The organism is Brevibacterium sp. FME17 (assembly GCF_014897515.1).
Classification (GTDB): Bacteria; Actinomycetota; Actinomycetes; order Actinomycetales; family Brevibacteriaceae; genus Brevibacterium.
In genome coordinates, this window is sequence record NZ_JABUYD010000004.1 from 129,147 (window position 1) to 145,254 (window position 16,108).

At 63.4% G+C, this 16,108-nt stretch carries 16 protein-coding genes and 1 tRNA gene; 2 read left to right on the plus strand and 15 right to left on the minus strand.

What is annotated here, in order from left to right:
* Window positions 1-3: 3 nt before the first annotated feature.
* The 11 genes from INT40_RS05840 to INT40_RS05890 form a co-directional block, all read right to left on the minus strand.
* Entirely contained in the window at window positions 4-597 is a 594-nt protein-coding gene (locus INT40_RS05840; protein WP_193095721.1) for a TlpA family protein disulfide reductase, read from the minus strand.
* The gene (locus INT40_RS05845) at window positions 594-1,235 is read right to left on the minus strand and encodes a histidine phosphatase family protein (protein ID WP_101570503.1); all 642 of its coding nucleotides are present in this window, start codon (window positions 1,233-1,235) and stop codon (window positions 594-596) included. The genes INT40_RS05840 and INT40_RS05845 overlap by 4 nt, the downstream gene beginning before the upstream one ends.
* Window positions 1,235-2,572, minus strand: coding sequence for a glutamate-1-semialdehyde 2,1-aminomutase (gene hemL, locus INT40_RS05850; protein ID WP_193095722.1), 1,338 nt, complete (start codon window positions 2,570-2,572; stop codon window positions 1,235-1,237). The genes INT40_RS05845 and hemL overlap by 1 nt, the downstream gene beginning before the upstream one ends.
* A gap of 100 nt (window positions 2,573-2,672) precedes the next feature.
* A complete protein-coding gene (locus tag INT40_RS05855) occupies window positions 2,673-3,188 on the minus strand; it encodes a MarR family winged helix-turn-helix transcriptional regulator (RefSeq protein ID WP_193072179.1) in 516 nt (171 codons plus the stop codon).
* Window positions 3,188-4,192: a porphobilinogen synthase gene (hemB, locus tag INT40_RS05860; RefSeq protein WP_193072182.1), complete on the minus strand. Its 1,005-nt coding sequence runs from the start codon at window positions 4,190-4,192 to the stop codon at window positions 3,188-3,190. Before hemB ends, INT40_RS05855 begins: the two co-directional genes overlap by 1 nt.
* Before the next feature lies 1 nt (window position 4,193).
* Complete coding sequence (locus INT40_RS05865; protein WP_193072190.1) at window positions 4,194-5,786, minus strand: uroporphyrinogen-III synthase; 1,593 nt, start codon at window positions 5,784-5,786, stop codon at window positions 4,194-4,196.
* The gene (gene hemA, locus INT40_RS05870; RefSeq protein WP_193095723.1) at window positions 5,783-8,260 is read right to left on the minus strand and encodes a glutamyl-tRNA reductase; all 2,478 of its coding nucleotides are present in this window, start codon (window positions 8,258-8,260) and stop codon (window positions 5,783-5,785) included. The genes INT40_RS05865 and hemA overlap by 4 nt, the downstream gene beginning before the upstream one ends.
* Window positions 8,257-8,952 carry a redox-sensing transcriptional repressor Rex gene (locus INT40_RS05875; RefSeq protein ID WP_101570513.1) on the minus strand — a complete coding sequence of 232 codons (696 nt, stop codon included), beginning with the start codon at window positions 8,950-8,952 and terminating at the stop codon, window positions 8,257-8,259. The genes hemA and INT40_RS05875 overlap by 4 nt, the downstream gene beginning before the upstream one ends.
* 27 nt (window positions 8,953-8,979) lie before the next feature.
* Window positions 8,980-9,225 (minus strand): glutaredoxin family protein, encoded by a 246-nt coding sequence (locus tag INT40_RS05880; RefSeq protein ID WP_101570515.1) that lies wholly within the window; start codon window positions 9,223-9,225, stop codon window positions 8,980-8,982.
* 75 nt (window positions 9,226-9,300) lie between these two features.
* Entirely contained in the window at window positions 9,301-9,399 is a 99-nt protein-coding gene (locus INT40_RS05885; RefSeq protein WP_009882927.1) for a 30S ribosomal protein bS22, read from the minus strand.
* 149 nt (window positions 9,400-9,548) lie between these two features.
* A complete protein-coding gene (locus INT40_RS05890; RefSeq protein WP_101570517.1) occupies window positions 9,549-10,754 on the minus strand; it encodes an acetoin utilization protein AcuC in 1,206 nt (401 codons plus the stop codon).
* Between the two features lie 50 nt (window positions 10,755-10,804).
* Here INT40_RS05890 and INT40_RS05895 point away from each other — a divergent pair, with 50 nt between their 5' ends.
* A complete protein-coding gene (locus tag INT40_RS05895; protein ID WP_226830866.1) occupies window positions 10,805-12,223 on the plus strand; it encodes a TrkH family potassium uptake protein in 1,419 nt (472 codons plus the stop codon).
* On the plus strand, window positions 12,216-12,878 hold the full coding sequence (locus INT40_RS05900; protein WP_193072196.1) for a potassium channel family protein: 663 nt from the start codon (window positions 12,216-12,218) through the stop codon (window positions 12,876-12,878). Before INT40_RS05895 ends, INT40_RS05900 begins: the two co-directional genes overlap by 8 nt.
* Window positions 12,879-12,913: 35 nt before the next feature.
* Here INT40_RS05900 and INT40_RS05905 read toward each other — a convergent pair whose 3' ends face one another.
* The 4 genes from INT40_RS05905 to INT40_RS05920 form a co-directional block, all read right to left on the minus strand.
* A complete protein-coding gene (locus INT40_RS05905) occupies window positions 12,914-13,639 on the minus strand; it encodes a hypothetical protein (RefSeq protein WP_193095724.1) in 726 nt (241 codons plus the stop codon).
* A gap of 127 nt (window positions 13,640-13,766) precedes the next feature.
* A tRNA-Gly gene (locus tag INT40_RS05910) sits at window positions 13,767-13,837 on the minus strand.
* Between the two features lie 215 nt (window positions 13,838-14,052).
* Window positions 14,053-15,699 carry a cation acetate symporter gene (locus tag INT40_RS05915; protein WP_180958929.1) on the minus strand — a complete coding sequence of 549 codons (1,647 nt, stop codon included), beginning with the start codon at window positions 15,697-15,699 and terminating at the stop codon, window positions 14,053-14,055.
* On the minus strand, window positions 15,696-16,037 hold the full coding sequence (locus INT40_RS05920) for a DUF485 domain-containing protein (protein WP_101570527.1): 342 nt from the start codon (window positions 16,035-16,037) through the stop codon (window positions 15,696-15,698). The genes INT40_RS05915 and INT40_RS05920 overlap by 4 nt, the downstream gene beginning before the upstream one ends.
* Between the last annotated feature and the right edge of the window lie 71 nt (window positions 16,038-16,108).

Sequence of the window (16,108 nt, forward strand, 5' to 3'; positions counted from 1 at the left end):
CACTCACTCCGCCTGCACGTCCTCGATGAGGCCCTTGAGCGTCGACTCATCGACCTCTCCGACGACTCGGGCCGCGGCACGGCCCTTCGCATCGAGTACGACGGTCGAGGGTGTGGCCTGCGGCGGGAGGACTCCCGAGAGCAGAGCCACCATGTCTCCGTTGGTGTCGAGCATGTTGGCGTAGGGCACCTGGTAGTTCGAGACGAAGGCGTTGGCAGCGGCCTCCTGGTCGCGGACGTTGACGCCGAGGAACTGAACCTCGTCGCCGAATTTCTCGGACAGGGATTTCAGGGCCGGGGCTTCCTTCCGGCACGGCGGGCAGGCCGCGTACCAGAGGTTGATGACGACCGGCGTGGGTCGAAGGTCGGCCAGCGACATCGACTTTCCGTCGAGTGTCTCGAAGCTGAGCTCGAGTGGGTCGCCCCTCTTGTCCTTGGCCACCTGTGACACGACACCGGACCCGGACACATATCCTTGATCGGACCCGGCCTGATCGGCCAGTTCGTCATTTTCGCTGCAGGCGCTGAGCACCACAGCGGTGCCGGCGATCAGGCCGGTCAGGAGGGTGCGGCGGTTCAGCGGATTGCGGGCATTCATGCTCCGGCCACCGATTGCTTTGGCTGCAGATCTGCACAGATGCTCTCGTAACTCACGGATACAAGTGTGGACGATTCGAATGTGAAACTGGTGATGGAAGCCAGGTCACATTCCCGTCTCCGCGGGTCATGGACGAGCGAACGGTGTTCCCCCGCCAGGCGTGTCATCCAGATCGGAAGCTGGTGGGAGACGATGACTCCCTCGGCCTCGAGCCCGTGCTTGTCGAGCTTGGCACGCAGGCTGGCCATGGCTGCCTGCATCCGCAGCACGATCTGTTTGTAGGGCTCACCCCAGGACGGGGTCAGCGGGTTGTACAGACGCACCAGGTTGCGCGGCTCGGCCATGCGTCGGGCGTTGACCTTCTGCCCTTCGAAGGAGTTCGCGGCCTCGATCACACGGTCATCGGTGAAGACCGGCATGTCCAGTCGCTCACGCAGCGGGGTGATCGTCTGCTGTGCCCGCAGCAGCGGGGAGCACACGAGTTCGTCCGGGGTCACCGAGGCGGCGGCGAAGTGCTCGCCGACGCGACGGGCCATCTCATGACCACGGTCGGTCAGACCGAAGTTCGGCAACCGACCATAGAGGATTCCCTCGGGGTTGTCGACCTCCCCATGCCTGACCAGGTGGATCTTCGTCATCAGTTCCCCTGCGCGTTGGGCACACCGGCTGCGGCCTTGGCTGCGGCAGGCAGTGCCGAGACGATCCGATCGAGGATCTCATCGGTGTGTGCGTAGGACAGGAACCAGGCTTCGAAGGCGCTCGGCGGCATGTGGATGCCCGACTCGAGCATCGAATTGAAGAACGCAGAGTAACGGTCGACGTTCTGCGTCTTGGCATCGTCGTAGTTGGTGACCTCACGGTCGGTGAAGAAGACGGAGAACATCGAGTTCGCAGACTGGATGGTGTGCTCGACCCCTTCGGACTCGAGGCTGGCAGCGACTGCGGGCCGCAGAATGTCCGCGGCGCGTGAGATGTGTGAGTACACATCGAGTTCTGTTGTCAGTTGGAGTGTAGTCAGTCCGGCGGCGGTGGCCACGGGGTTTCCGGACAGGGTTCCCGCCTGGTACACCGGGCCCGTCGGTGCCAGATGCTCCATCACGTCGGCTCGTCCGCCGAAGGCCGCGGCCGGGAAGCCGCCGCCCATGACCTTGCCGAATGTGAACAGGTCGGCAGGTCCATCCGGGTAACCGAGTGTTTCAGCTTCATGGCCGTACCAGCCCGCGGCCGAGACGCGGAAGCCGGTCATCACCTCATCGCTGATCATCAGTGCTCCGTGGGCCTTGGTCAGGCGGCGGATGGTGTTGGTGAAGCCGTCTCGGGGAGGCACGACGCCCATGTTTCCGGGGCTGGCTTCTGTGATGACGCAGGCGATCTCATCACCGTGTTCGTTAAAGACCGCCTCCAGGCCGGCCGCGTCGTTGTAGTCGACGACGATCGTGTCCGAAGCCTGGGCACCGGTCACGCCCGGGGTATCGGGAAGGGAGAAGGTGGCCAGACCGGATCCGGCTTGGGCCAGAAGCGCGTCGACGTGCCCGTGGTAGCAGCCGGCGAACTTCACGATCTTCGCCCGGCCTGTGTATCCACGGGCCAGCCGGATGGCGCTCATGGTCGCCTCGGTGCCCGAAGACACGAGCCGCACCTGTTCGACGGGTTCGACGCGGGCGACGATCTCCTCGGCGAGTTCGACCTCACCGGTCGACGGGGTTCCGAATGAGAAGCCCTTGACGGCGGCTTCCTGCACAGCGGCAACCACCTCGGGTCGGGAGTGGCCCATGATCATGGGCCCCCACGAACCGATGAGGTCGATATAGTCGTTGCCATCGGCATCGCGCAGCCAGGCTCCGGTCGCCGAGGTGATGAAGCGCGGGGTGCCTCCGACGGCTTTGAAGGCCCGCACCGGGGAGTTCACTCCACCGGGGATGACATGTTCGGCGCGCTCAAACAGCGCGGCCGACTTCGCAGTCTCGTGTTTCATGGGTTCTCCTGAAGAAGTCGCCGGATCGATGGTCGGTTCAGATATTAGTAGAGTCGGTTCGCTCGGCCGCGCAGGTCGTGCTCAGGTGGAAGGGGTCCGGTCAGCTGCCAGGGGTCGAAGGTTCGGAATCGATCGGTGGTGTATCCACTGGTCCCTTCCCGATCTCACGCATATGAGCCGTGACCTTGCCGAAGACACGTCCCAGCGTCGCCATCTCCTCCGGGTCGAGCAGATCGACGAGGTGATCGCGGACGCTTTCCACATGGGAGGGTGCCATGGTGACGAGGAGATTCCAGCCAGCCTCGGTCATCTGGCAGTTGACTCCGCGTCCGTCTTCGGCGATCGAGAAGCGCTCGAGGAGCCCCTTCTTCTCCATCCGGGCCACGCTGTGGGTCAGACGGGAGCGTGACATGGTCGTGTCCATCGCGAGCAGAGCCATCCGCATCGTCCGGTCTTCATGTTCGCTCAGCCGGACCATGATCTCGTATTCGGGCAGGCCGATTCCGTGACTGTCCCGCAGCTCCTTGTCCAGCTGCACCGTCAGCAGCTGTGAACCGGTGAGATAGCTTCTCCAGGCCTTCTGATCAGGTTCGCTCAGCCAACGTGGCTCGCTCATCAGTGTGCCCCACCTGGTGTGTCTGAGTTGAGTCGCTGCGCAACTTCTGTGGCCCAGTAGGTGAGGATAGCGTCGGCACCGGCACGCTTGAAGGCGATGAGTGATTCGTCGATCGCGCGTTCGCGTTCGATGGCTCCGGCCGCGGCCGCGAACTCGATCATCGCGTACTCCCCCGACACCTGGTATGCCCACACGGGCACCGGTGACTCACAGGCCACCTCGGCGAGGACATCGAGATAGGGCAGTCCGGGCTTGACCATGACGATGTCGGCACCTTCGGCCAGGTCGAGGTCGAGTTCACGCATGGCCTCACGACCGTTCGCGGGGTCCTGCTGGTAGGTCTTCCGGTCGCCCTGGAGCTCCGAATCCACGGCCTCGCGGAAAGGTCCGAAGAACGCGGAGGCGTATTTTGCGGAGTAGGCCATCACGACGACGTCGATGAAGCCCTCGAGGTCCAAAGCCTCCCGGCAGGCGCCAACCTGTCCGTCCATCATTCCGGAGAGTCCCACCACGTGGGCTCCGGCCTTGGCCTGCGCCACAGCCATAGCGGCGTAGCGCTCCAACGTTGCGTCGTTATCGACGCCGCCCTCGGAATCTAGGACTCCGCAGTGTCCGTGGGAGGTGAACTCGTCGAGGCACAGATCGGCCATGATGACCGTCGTATCGCCGAGGTTGTCCCGCAGCAGCGTCAATGCGCGGTTGAGGATGCCCTCGGGATCATTGGCCTGAGAACCCTCATTGTCCTTGTGTTCCGGAATTCCGAAGAGCATCAGCCCGCCGACTCCGGAGTCCACAGCCTCATTGGCCGCCTCGAGCAGTGAGTCCAGGGTGTGCTGGACGACTCCGGGCATGGAGTTCAGAGGCGCCGGTTCGCTCAGGGTCTCCTTGACGAACATGGGCAGGATGAGATCGGCCGGGTCCAGGCGCGTCTCCGAGACAAGCCGACGCAGGGCCGGAGTCGTCCGCAGACGACGGGGCCGAACAGTTCCAGGGACCAATGTCATGTCAGGCCTTCTTTCTGCGACGCTTCTGGCTGGGGCGCGTCGGGGTGGTTCCCGCCGCCAAGTCGTCCTCGCGTGAGGACATCGCGAATTCGACCAATCCGTCGATGAGTGAGGTGAGGTTGGCTTCCTCGGCAAGGACGTCGACACGCAGTCCGTGCTCGGCCGCGGTGTTCGCCGTGGCCGGTCCGATGCAGCAGATCACCGAGGTGGCTGCAGGCTTTCCGGCGATCCCGACGAGGTTGCGCACCGTGGATGAAGAGGTGAAGAGGAATGCGTCGAAGTCTCCAGCCTTGATGGCTTCCCTGATGGGAGCGGGAGGCGGTGAAGCCCGCACAGTCCGGTAGGCCGTGACGTCGTCCGGGTCCCAGCCCTTCTCCAGCAGTCCGGCGACGAGCACCTCGGTGGCGATGTCGGCGCGCGGCAGCAGGACTGTGTTCATGGGGTCGATGTCGTCGACGTAGTCCGGCCAGGCTGCGGCCAGGCCGCGTGCCGAGTGTTCGCCGTCGGGAACGAGGTCGGGGGTGATGCCCCAGTCGATGAGTGCGGCAGCGGTGCGGCCGCCGACGGCGGCAACCTTGACGCCGGAGAGCGAACGGGAATCGAGGCCGAAGTCCTCGAACCACATGCGCACTGCGCGGACAGCGTTGACGGAGGTGAAGCCGACCCATTCGTAGGATCCGTCGACGAGGCCACGGATCGCCTTCTCCATCTGAGTCGGAGTGCGCGGGGGTTGGACGGCGATGGTGGGGACAACTGTGCCCACAGCACCCAGCTCACCCAGCGCCTCGGCGGTGGAAGTGCCCTGTTCCTTCGTCCGCGGGATGAGGACCTGCCAGCCGAAGAGCGGTTTGGTCTCGAACCAGCTGAGTTCGCCTCGTGATTCCACACCCTGTCCCATGATGACCACCATACGATCTCCGCCGGTCTGTGCCATTGTCAGGGCCTGCCCCAACGTGGTCTCCACGCTCGTCTGATCGGTCGTGGAGATGCCCCATCCCAGGAGCACCTTCGTGCCCTCGTCCCAACCGTCGTCGAGCAGGGAGCGGATCGCCTGTTCGTGGTCGGACGTGGTGCCTGTGAGCACATGGGTGGTGTTGCGGTGCCGGGACACGTCGACATGTGTCTGCGGGCCGGCCTCGATGAACCGGACAGAGCGCACACGGTTCGTCGTCAGCGCGGTGCCTGTGAACGCCGAGGTGGCTGCAGAGAGTCCGACGCCGGGGACGATCTCAACCTCGACGTCGGCCTTGCGGCACACGGCGGCTTCGGCCGTGGTCGGGGTGAAGATGATTCCGTCATCGGAGCTCAACCGCACGACGGTCTTGTCTGGGCGTGCCAGTTCGGCGAGCTTGCGCCCCCGCGTGGAGGCGGTCGCACCGAGCTGAGCGGCTTCGATGATCTCCGTGGCCTGAGGCACGTAGGCGGTGACGATCTCCGAATGGACGTGGGTGTCGTAGACGACGATCTCGGCGTTCGCGAGGATGTCGGCGCCCCGGATCGTCATCAGACCCGACTCACCGGGACCGCTGCCGATGAAGACGACGCGAGGTGAGGCGGGCAGAAGACGTCGGGGCTGGACCTGGCCTGTTGTCATACCTGCTCCTGGACTTTGACAGGGGTGAGGTGATCCGCGGACTGCGCGGGATCGATGCCGAGCTGCCCCAGCAGGTTCTCTGCCGCTGCGGTGCCGAGTTCGTCGGCCAGCCGAGCCAGCTCCTTGCCGGTGATCGACAGTTGGTTGGCACTGCTCGAGCCCAGATCCACATCTGGAGTCACGGGCAGTGGGGCGCTCTGCCTGGTGCGGGCGAGGTTCCCGTCATCATCGGCCATGACGGCTTCGACGACGAATTCCGAGCCCTCGATCGTGGCCAGCGCACCGATGGGGGCCGAGCAGCCTGCCTCTGCGCGGGACAGGATCGCCCTCTCGCAGGTCACGGCCAGGTCGGTGGTCTCATCGTGGAGCTGCTTGAGCTGATCGCGGACCTCGGCGTCGGCAGCCATGACCTCGTTGTCGAGGGCATAAGGGCTGTCGGCGCCCCTTGTCTCAATAGCCAAGGCTCCCTGCCCCGGGGCAGGGAGCATCGTGGTGAAGTCGAGGGAATCGGTGGCCTCGGCCAAGCGGCCGATGCGACGGACTCCGGCTGCGGCCAGAACGACGGCGTCGAGTCGTCCGTCCCGAACATGTGCGATGCGGGTGTCGACGTTTCCGCGCACTCCGCGGACCTCGATATCGGGTCTTGCTGCACGCAGCTGCACGGCTCGACGTGGCGATCCGGTACCCACGACGCTGCCGCCCGGCAGCTGCGCGAAGCTCAGACCGTCACGGCCGATGAGGACATCGGCAGGATCGACCCGCGGTGGGATGGCGGCCATTTGGATACCCGCCTCCGGAGTGGTGGGCAGGTCCTTGAGCGAGTGCACGGCAATATCGATCTTGCCCTGGTGCAGGGCCTGACGGACGGCGGAGACGAAGACGCCTGTGCCGCCGAAGCCGGTCAGCGGCGACATGTTGACATCGCCTTCGGTCACGACCTCGACGATCTCGATGCGCCAGCCGGTCAATGCCGCGAGCTGGTGGGCGATCGCTGTGGACTGGGAACGTGCCAGCTTCGAGCGGCGCGTGCCCAGGCGGATCGTGCGACCGGAGTAGTGCTCGGGTTCGACGATGTCGAGGGTATGGTCGGCCACCGGCCGCACACCGTCGGCTTCGACGTGATTCGCGCTGGAGGCCGTGGCCACCTTGGTCTCCGGCTTCGTGATCGAGTGGGCGACCTTGTTCGTCGGCAAGTCGAAGAGCTGCATGAGCGCCTGCGCGTAGTCGATGTCCGAGTTGGTGACGGCCAGTTCCTTGACCTTGACCGTCGGCGTGTGGATGAGCTTCTCTGCCACTCGGTGCAGGGACTTGCGGATCTCGGCGAAGGCCTTGTCGTCAACCTCGGCACCGATCTTCTTCTCCAGACGCTTCGTCTCAGCGGCGAGCACGTCCTTGGCGTGGGTGCGCAGTGCCGTGACGGTGGGGGCGACCGATCGTTCCTTGGCACCGGACTCGAGTTTGGTCAGCTCCTCCGCGATGATCGCGCGCACCGCTTCGACAGTTTCGACGACCGCGGTGTCCCGCTGGTTCGCGGAACTGGTGAGCATGGTCCGGATCTCGCCGAGACCGAACAGTGCCACGTGCTCGAACTCGCGCACCGACGGATCGATATCGTGCGGCAGGGCGAGGTCGACGAATGCCTTGTTCGCCGCACCCTTGGGGTTCTGCGACAGACCGGCCTGGATGTCTTCGCGGGTGACGACGACTTCGCGGGCACCGGTGCAGGAGACGATGAGATCGGCGTCGGCGATCTCCTCGGCCAGGATCCGGGAGGTCAGTTCGCGGGCGCGTCCGCCCACCTCGGCGACGAGGCGCTCTGCCTTGTCCACCGTCCTGTTGAGCACCGTGGTCTGAGCTACGCCCTCCTTGTGCAGGCCCGACACGACCAGTCCGGACATGGCACCGGCGCCGATGACCAACGCGTTCGCTGCGCGCAGGGATCCGATGTGCGCCTGGGCGCCTTCGAGTGCGGCGCTGAAAAGAGAGCGTGCAACTTCGTCGAGGCCGGTCTCCGAGTGGGCCCTTTTGCCCACTCGCAGGGCCTGTTGCAGGGCATGGGAGAGGTCGGAGGTCAGTGCCCCGGCCGAAAGCGACTCGGTGAATGTCGAGCGCAGCTGACCCAAGATCTGGGCTTCGCCGATCGCCATTGAGTCGAGACCGCAGGAGACCTTGAGCAGATGCTCCATTGCCTGGGTGTCGTAGTGGGCGTAGAAGTGCCCAGCGATGTCCTGCCATTCCTTGTCGATGGAGGACACGAGGGCATTGCCCAAGTCGGCGAGGCCTCCGTGGAAGGCGGTGACGTCGGCGATGAGCTCAAGGCGGTTGCACGTCGAGAGAACCGCGAGTCCCTCCACATTGTCTCCGGCCAATGCGTCGGTGCGTAATGCTCCGACCTCACCGGCGCCGAATGCGAGAGCGTCCAACATGTCGATCGGTGCCGACTGATGGGAAATGCCGAGAACCAAGAGAGTCAATTCCTGTGCTCCTCAAAACCTGGGTTGAGCGGTGCCGAATCAAGCGCCGAATAGTATGCGAGTACTTGCAGCTCACTGGCCAGATCGACTTGATGCACACGAATAGAATCCGGGGCGTCGAGCACGGTGGGTGCGAAGTTCAGGATGCCGCGCACGCCTGCCTCAGCGGCGATGCGTGCCGCAGCTGGTGCCGCGGATGCTGGTACTGCCATGACCACGAGGTCGATGCCCTCGGGCCAGGTGGCAAGTTCGGTGAGGTCGGAGACCGGAAGAGTGCCGATCACGGTTCCGATCTTGGCCTCATCGGTGTCGAAGATTGCGGTGAGTGAGAGTCCGCGGCGTTTGAATCCTGCGTAATCGGCCAGAGCTGAGCCCAGCCGACCGGCGCCGATGATTGCAACGGTGCGCGCCCGGTCGAGACCGAGGAAGGTGCGCAGAGTCGAGGCGAGGTCCTCGCAGGAGTATCCGACTCCGCGCCGACCAGAGCGTCCCAGCTGGGACAGGTCCTTGCGCAGAATCGATGACGACACACCACTGCGGGCCGCCAACGCCTCCGAAGAGATCGTTGACTGGCCCGTTGCGGCGATCGTCTCAACCGTCTGCAGATAGATCGGGAGTCGGGAGATGACGCGTTCGGGGACGTCCTTGCGGACGACACCCTCAATGCTGTTGGCGGACAGAATCTCGCCCACGAAAACGCGTCACTCCTTCAATCGATCTCATGCGCCCAAAGCCTCAAGGGCCTTGGACAGCCGGTCCGAATCGACCCGATGGAAACTGTGCTGCCGACCGTTGAGCAACACGACCGGGACATCCCAGCCGTACTGTCCGGCAAGATCGTCATCGGTGTCGATGTCGATTTCACTCACGCTTACGTCCCTGCCGGCCACAGCCTCGGCGATGGCATCCCTGGCGGTTTCGCACAGGTGGCAGTCGGCGCGTGTCAGGAAGGTCAATGTGACCACTGCACACTCCTCATCGGGCGACAACAAACCCCGCCGAATTCGAATTCGAGCGGGGGCGTAGGACCGCTGCCGGTCTTACTTCTTGTTGCGACGCTGGTGGCGTGTCTTACGAAGCTGCTTACGGTGCTTCTTCTTTGACATACGCTTGCGGCGCTTCTTGATGACTGAGCCCACGCGGGTACCCCTTGTAATCGTCGGTGGAGGTGAACATCTGGTGCCCACCCTTTGAACTAACCGTGCAATTCTATCGCTTGGGCCTCTGCTTTCCCAAAACTGTGTCCAGATCCACAGCGTCGCTTCCATGATCCCCGAGGACGCGGGCTTCAGTCGAAGTAGGCGTCGAGCCCGAAGAATGGGAACAGGCTCTTTCGAGTGCCCATCACGGCACGGTCGAGTTCGGATTCGGGGTCGAAACCGTTCGTCCAGCGGGTGAATGAGCCGTCGAAGCCATCGGTCATCGACAGTGGCGCTTCCCGCCCGGTCTTCGTCTGCGCATAGTGGGCCCAACGGCCGGGACTGCGGGCGCCGGGATCGATGTCGAGTCCTGCGGAGATCGCAAGCACGTTGGTCCAGACGCGAGGCACCACGTCGATGATCGCGTAGCCCCCTCCCCCGGTCGCCAGCCATTTTCCGTCCGTGTGTTCGGCGGCGAGGTCCCGCACCCATTCGGTGGCCACCCTCATCGCGTCGACACTCAGACGCATGTGCGTCAGCGGGTCGCTGCGGTGTCCGTCGCAGCCGTGCTGGGAGACGATGATCTGCGGTTCGAATCCGCCGATGATCGCGGGGATCACGGCGTCGAAGGCACGCAGCCAGTCCGCGTCGAGTGTGCGCGGCGGCAGCGCGATGTTCGCCGCCGAGGCGGCCGCGCGCAGTCCGCCGATGTCGGCGGGATAGCCGGAGCCGGGAAACAGGAACTTCCCCGATTCGTGCATCGAGATCGTGAGCACGCGCGGATCGTCCCAGAAGAATTTCTCCACACCGTCGCCGTGGTGGGCGTCGAGGTCGATGTAAGCGATGCGTTCGTATCCTGCATTGAGGAATTCTGTGATGGCTCCGGCGATGTCGTTGTACACGCAGAATCCGCTCGCGTGATCGGGCATCGCATGGTGCATCCCGCCGGTGAAGTTCACGGCGTGGCGGTAATCGCCGGAGATGATCGCCCGCGCCGAGTCGACCGAACCCTGGAACAGCATCGCCGAGGCGGCATGCATGTTTTCGAATCCGGGAACGTCTTCGGTGCCGATGCCGAACTTCTCGGCTTCCTCGTCGCTCAGACCGGTTCCGTCGCCGATCTTCTTCACCGCCGCGATGAAGTCCGCGTCGTGGAGGTTCGCCAACGTGTCCTCTTCGACCTCGCCCACGCCGTGGACGTGGACGTTCTCGGCGTCGAAGAGGCCGAAGTCCATGGCCAGTTTCGCAGTCAGATCAAGTCTGAGGGGGTGCATGGGATGGCTGGGACCGAAGTTGTATCCGGTCACCGCATCGTCCCAGACGACATACACATCGCTATCGGCCATGAAGACCATGCTATATGGCACGGCTCACCTACGGAGATTCGCATGCTGCGGGATCTACCATGGATCTTGTGTCCAAGAACTCCACGCAGCGTCTCGACCTGCTCCTGCGCCCGGGTCGATGGGTCCGCGACTTCGTCGACGACCTCGCCGTCGCCTCGCCTGCACGACTGGCGATCGGCTCATTCATTGCTGTGGTGGCATTCTTCGCGATCATCCTGATGCTGCCGGCGAGCATGCGCGATCCCGGTTCGGTGTCGCAGGCCCAGCACATTGCCAATGCCGTGTTCGTAGCTGTCTCCTCTGTCTGCGTGACCGGACTGACTCCGGTGGTGACGGAGAACTACTGGTCTGACTTCGGGATTTCGGTCATCACTGCCGGCATCCAGGTCGGCGGCCTGGGCATCCTCACTCTCGCCTCGGTGCTGGGCATGGCGGTCTCGCGGAGGCTGGGAGTCAGGCAGCGCCTCATCGCCCAGCAGGCCACCTCGGCGCTCAATCTGGGTCAGGTCGGCACACTGCTGAAGACCGTCGTCATCACCATCTTCACCGCCGAGTCGATTCTTGCTGTGCTGATGTTCCCACGGTTCCTCATTCGTGGGGAGAGCATCGGCGATGCGGCGTGGTACTCGGTGTTCTACTCGATCTCGTCGTTCAACAACGCGGGCTTCACCATCCACCCCGGCGGCGGTGCCTATTTCGCGTCCGACCCGTGGATCCTCTCGCTGCTCATGCTCGGAGTCTTCGTCGGCGCCCTGGGCTTCCCCGTCGTCCTCATGATCGCGATCCAGTGGAACCACCCGAAGAAGTGGGATCTGCACACGAAGCTGACGTTGACTACGACAACCGCGGTCTTGGCTATCGGCCTCCTGTTCCTCCTCATCTTCGAATCAGCCAACCCGGACACTCTGGGTGACAAGAACGCGGGCCACACGTTCGTCGAGATCCTGTTCATGGCGGTGATGCCGCGTTCGGGCGGGTTCTCGACCATTGACATCGCGGACATGAATCAGTCCTCGCACCTACTCATGGACCTGATGATGTTCATCGGAGGCGGCTCGTCGTCGACGGCCGGCGGCATCAAGGTCACGACCGTGGCTGTGCTGGTGCTTGCCGCGTTCGCCGAGGCCCGCGGCCTGCAGGACGTGCACGTCTTCGGACGACGGCTGACCTCATCGACGATCAAGCTTTCGATCTCGGTTCTGCTCACCGGCGCGATCATCGTCTTCATCGGTTCTCTGACGATGCTCCAGATCAGCGCCCAGCCCTTGGACAAGGTGCTGTTCGAGGTGATCTCGGCCTTCGGCACGGTCGGATTGAGCTCCGGGGTGTCAGCGACTGTCAATGATGCGGGTCTGTACTGTCTGTCCGTGATCATGCTCATCGGTCGTCTCGGTACGATTACACTGGCGGCAGCCCTGTCCATGCAGGACTCGGTGCGCCTGTACCGCTATCCCGAAGAAAGGCCCGTCGTTGGCTAACGAACACACCTCAATCCTGGTCATCGGACTCGGACGCTTCGGGTCGTCGACCGCTGCCACCCTGGCGAAGCTGGGTCGTGAGGTCATGGCGATCGAGCACAGTGCCGAGCTGGTCAAGGACTGGAGCGGAAAGCTCACCCACGTCGTCGAGGCCGATGCTACGAACATCGATGCTCTGCGGCAGGTGGGCGCAGGTGACTTCTCCACGGCCGTGGTCGGCATCGGCACCTCGATCGAAGACAGCGTGCTGACGACGGCCAACCTCGTCGATCTGGGCGTGGGGCAGGTGTGGGCGAAGGCCATCTCCCCTTCGCACGGCAAGATCCTCCACCGCATCGGCGCCCACCATGTGCTCTACCCCGAGTCGGATGCCGGCCGACGCGTGGCGCACCTGGTGAGCTCGCGGATGATGGAGTACATCGAATTCGACGAAGGCCACTTTGCGGTCGTGAAGATGCGGCCACCGCGTGAGATTCAGGGCTTCACCCTCAGCGAGTCGGGTGTTCGTGACAAGTACGGGGTCACCATCGTGGGCATCAAGAGCCCCGGCCGCGACTTCACCTACGCCGAACCTACAACGCGCGTGGGGAAGCAGGACCTCCTCATCGTCGCCGGCCATGTAGAGCTGCTGGGCCGCTTCGCCGGGCGGCCGTAGGGCGGGCGGCCGTAGGGCGGGCTTATGCCGGACTTTCAAAGGCGCTCGTGCGCTGAGGAGAGCTCGAGTTCGACTTCCGTTGAGCTGTCGTCCTGTCTCTGCAGCTGGGTGCGGACCTCGCTCATCAAGGCGTGGAATCTGGTCTCAAGTCCGGCCAGGAACCCCTCGGCCTCCCGACGTCTGCTGACCAATTCCACCGATCGTCCGCCGACTTCGATTCCTTGATAGTTGCCGCGTTCATTGGGACCGATACGTGTGGCAATGGAATCGGCTGACGCGTCTGCGTCGTGAGTCGACCGCTGGCTGTCAGTCACTGGCAGTCCCGACGAGAACTGTGTGAGGGTCTCACCGACGTGGTTCCATTGGTCGACAGCATTGGTCAGTCGGTCCACGAACGACCGGGTCACAGTCTCCAGAGTGTCAGAGCACCGCTCGGGCAGGTCGGCCCAGCCGCCGGAACCGATGATCGAGTCGAGCCGTGAGAACTCGAGCTCGGCCAGCGTGAGAAACTCAGGAACCATCTGCCATTGCACTGCGGTTCGTTCGTGCTGGAGTTCGGCGGCACGTGCTCGAAGCTCGCTCGCCTCATCCTCAAGGGCGGTGCGGTCCTCGGCTTCTATCGGCAGGCTCATTTCCAGCCGAGTCACCGCCACACCGACGGCACGCCTGCGCTCGATCGATTCAAGCTGCGAGTCGATGCCGGTAAGTTCTGAATGCATTCGCGCAACGCGAAAGAACTGCTCATCGTCATTGACCATCATGGGAGACAGCGTACTTTCGGTCACTGACACGAACGCCGGATGTCGCGGATGGACCAGCCGGGCCGCGCAGTTTCCATAAGAGAGCAGGCAACGCATCGCCGGGCCGGTGCCGCGACACGTCACAGAGAGCGGGCGACGGGAATCGAACCCGCGTCATCGGCTTGGGAAGCCGAGGCTCTACCATTAAGCTACGCCCGCATATCGTCACCGCAACTCGCTCTCACCAGCGCAGATGATCCGCCGGAGGCCAGTTTCTGCCGGCGACTCCCCCAGTGTATATCGTCTCGCATGTGGTTCTTACACGGTGGTGCCACACAGCATGTGCAGGGGCGCCAGCACCAACGACTGAGGGGGCGGCCGAAGCCACCCCCTCAGAAGAATATCTCTCATACGGCGTGCTTACGCCGCCATACTCAGTGTTCGACAGCCTCCTCTGCTCCGAAGCCGGTGTGGGCCCGGACTGACATCTCTGCTGCCAGCTCGGGGTTCTCAACGGTCTTGTCGGTGATCGACGCGATCCAGCCGAGGATGAAACCGAGTGGAATCGAGATGATTCCAGGGTTGGACAGTGGAAAGAGCACGAAGTCGGCTCCCGGGATCATTGCGGTCTCGGAACCGGATACGACTGGCGAGAACGCGATCAGCACCAGCGCCGATCCCAGACCGCCGTAGATCGACCACACCGCTCCGCGAGTGGTGAAGCGCTTCCAGAACAGCGAGTAGATGATCGTCGGGAGGTTCGCACTGGCAGCGACGGCGAAGGCGAGCGCCACGAGGAAGGCGATGTTCTGCCCTTGCACTCCGATGCCGCCGATGATGGCGACGGCACCGATGACGACGACCGTGCGACGCGCGATTTTGACCTCGGCTTCGGTGTCTTCGACCTTGCCCTTCTTGATGACGCTCGCATAGATGTCGTGAGCGAAGGACGCGGCCGCAGTGATTGCGAGACCGGCGACCACCGCGAGGATCGTGGCGAAGGCCACTGCCGAGATGAAGCCCATGAGGATGGGCCCGCCGAGGTGGAGCGCCAGCAGCGGTGCCGCGGAATTCACTCCGCCCGGTGCATTCTCAATCGCGTCGGAACCGACGAGTGCTGCCGCACCGTATCCGAGGATGAGGGTGAACAGGTAGAAGGCGCCGATGAGCCAGATCGCCCAGACTACCGAACGACGAGCTTCCTTCGCCGAGGGCACCGTGTAGAAGCGCATCAGGACGTGTGGCAGGCCAGCGGTGCCGAGCACCAGGGCCAGGGCCAGGGAAATGAAGTCCAGCGGGTTCTCACCGTACTGCTGACCGGGACTGAGGATCTCCTCTCCCACGCTTGAGCTCTCAACAGCTGAAGCAAGCAGCGTCGAGAGGTTGAACCCGTTGAGCGCGAGCACCCAGATGGTCATGGCGAAGGCTCCGAGGATCAACAGGATCGCCTTGACGATCTGGACCCAGGTGGTTCCCTTCATGCCTCCGACCAGCACGTAGATGATCATGAGAGCACCGACGACGGCGATGACGAGAGATTGGCCGACCTTGCCGTCGATGCCCATCAGCAACGACACGAGGCCACCTGCTCCGGCCATCTGTGCCAGGAGGTAGAAGAAGCACACTGCCAGGGTTGAGAGCGCAGCGGCCATGCGCACGGGGCGCTGTTTGAGGCGGAACGAGAGGACGTCAGCCATCGTGAACTTACCGGTGTTGCGCATCAGCTCTGCCACGATGAGCAGGGCGACGAGCCAGGCGACGAGGAAGCCGATGGAGTACAGGAAGCCGTCGTAGCCGTTGACCGCGATGGCTCCGCAGATGCCGAGGAACGAAGCAGCGGACAGATAGTCGCCCGAGATCGCGAATCCGTTCTGTGGCCCGGTGAAGGATCGACCGCCCGCATAGTAGTCGGAGGCGGATTTGTTGTTCTTGCTGGCCCGCAGAACGATGAACATCGTCACCGCGACGAAGGCTGCGAAGATCGTGATGTTGAGGATCGGGTTGTTCTCGACCTCGGTTACGCCTTGGGACACTTTATCGAGGCCGGAGGCGAACAGGTCTCCGATGGCGATGGCGCTCATGGGGTGGTTCCTTCCGACTGCTGCTGGAGTCGTTCACGGATCGCCGATGCTGGCGGATCGAGCTTCTTGTTTGCGAACGAGACGTAGAACATCGTGATCGCAAAGGTCGTCACGAACTGCAGGAGTCCGAGGATCAGCCCGAGGTTGATCTCACCTATGACCTTTGTGGACATGAAATCGTGCGCGTAGGTGCTGAGGATGACGTAGAAGAAGTACCACGCCATGAATCCGATCGACAGCGGTATCACCACTGAGAACCTTTTACGCTTAAGTGCTTTGAAATCGGGATTCTCCTCTTCGGCGAGGAAATCGACCCGAGTACTCACGGGATCGGTCATTGCTTCTCCATTCGAAACGTGCGTCGAGCATCAGTGGTCTGAATCACACACCCTCAAACTAACTCTCAGCT

Coding starts and splice junctions, on each gene's coding strand:
- INT40_RS05895 (WP_226830866.1), top strand. CDS start 10,805: ATGGATCTTGTGTCCAAGAACTCCACGCAGCGTCTCGACCTGCTCCTG.
- INT40_RS05865 (WP_193072190.1), bottom strand. CDS start 5,786: ATGACAACAGGCCAGGTCCAGCCCCGACGTCTTCTGCCCGCCTCACCT.
- hemB (WP_193072182.1), bottom strand. CDS start 4,192: ATGACATTGGTCCCTGGAACTGTTCGGCCCCGTCGTCTGCGGACGACT.
- INT40_RS05890 (WP_101570517.1), bottom strand. CDS start 10,754: ATGGTCTTCATGGCCGATAGCGATGTGTATGTCGTCTGGGACGATGCG.
- INT40_RS05840 (WP_193095721.1), bottom strand. CDS start 597: ATGAATGCCCGCAATCCGCTGAACCGCCGCACCCTCCTGACCGGCCTG.
- INT40_RS05855 (WP_193072179.1), bottom strand. CDS start 3,188: ATGAGCGAGCCACGTTGGCTGAGCGAACCTGATCAGAAGGCCTGGAGA.
- INT40_RS05915 (WP_180958929.1), bottom strand. CDS start 15,699: ATGAGCGCCATCGCCATCGGAGACCTGTTCGCCTCCGGCCTCGATAAA.
- INT40_RS05845 (WP_101570503.1), bottom strand. CDS start 1,235: ATGACGAAGATCCACCTGGTCAGGCATGGGGAGGTCGACAACCCCGAG.
- INT40_RS05920 (WP_101570527.1), bottom strand. CDS start 16,037: ATGACCGATCCCGTGAGTACTCGGGTCGATTTCCTCGCCGAAGAGGAG.
- INT40_RS05905 (WP_193095724.1), bottom strand. CDS start 13,639: ATGATGGTCAATGACGATGAGCAGTTCTTTCGCGTTGCGCGAATGCAT.
- hemL (WP_193095722.1), bottom strand. CDS start 2,572: ATGAAACACGAGACTGCGAAGTCGGCCGCGCTGTTTGAGCGCGCCGAA.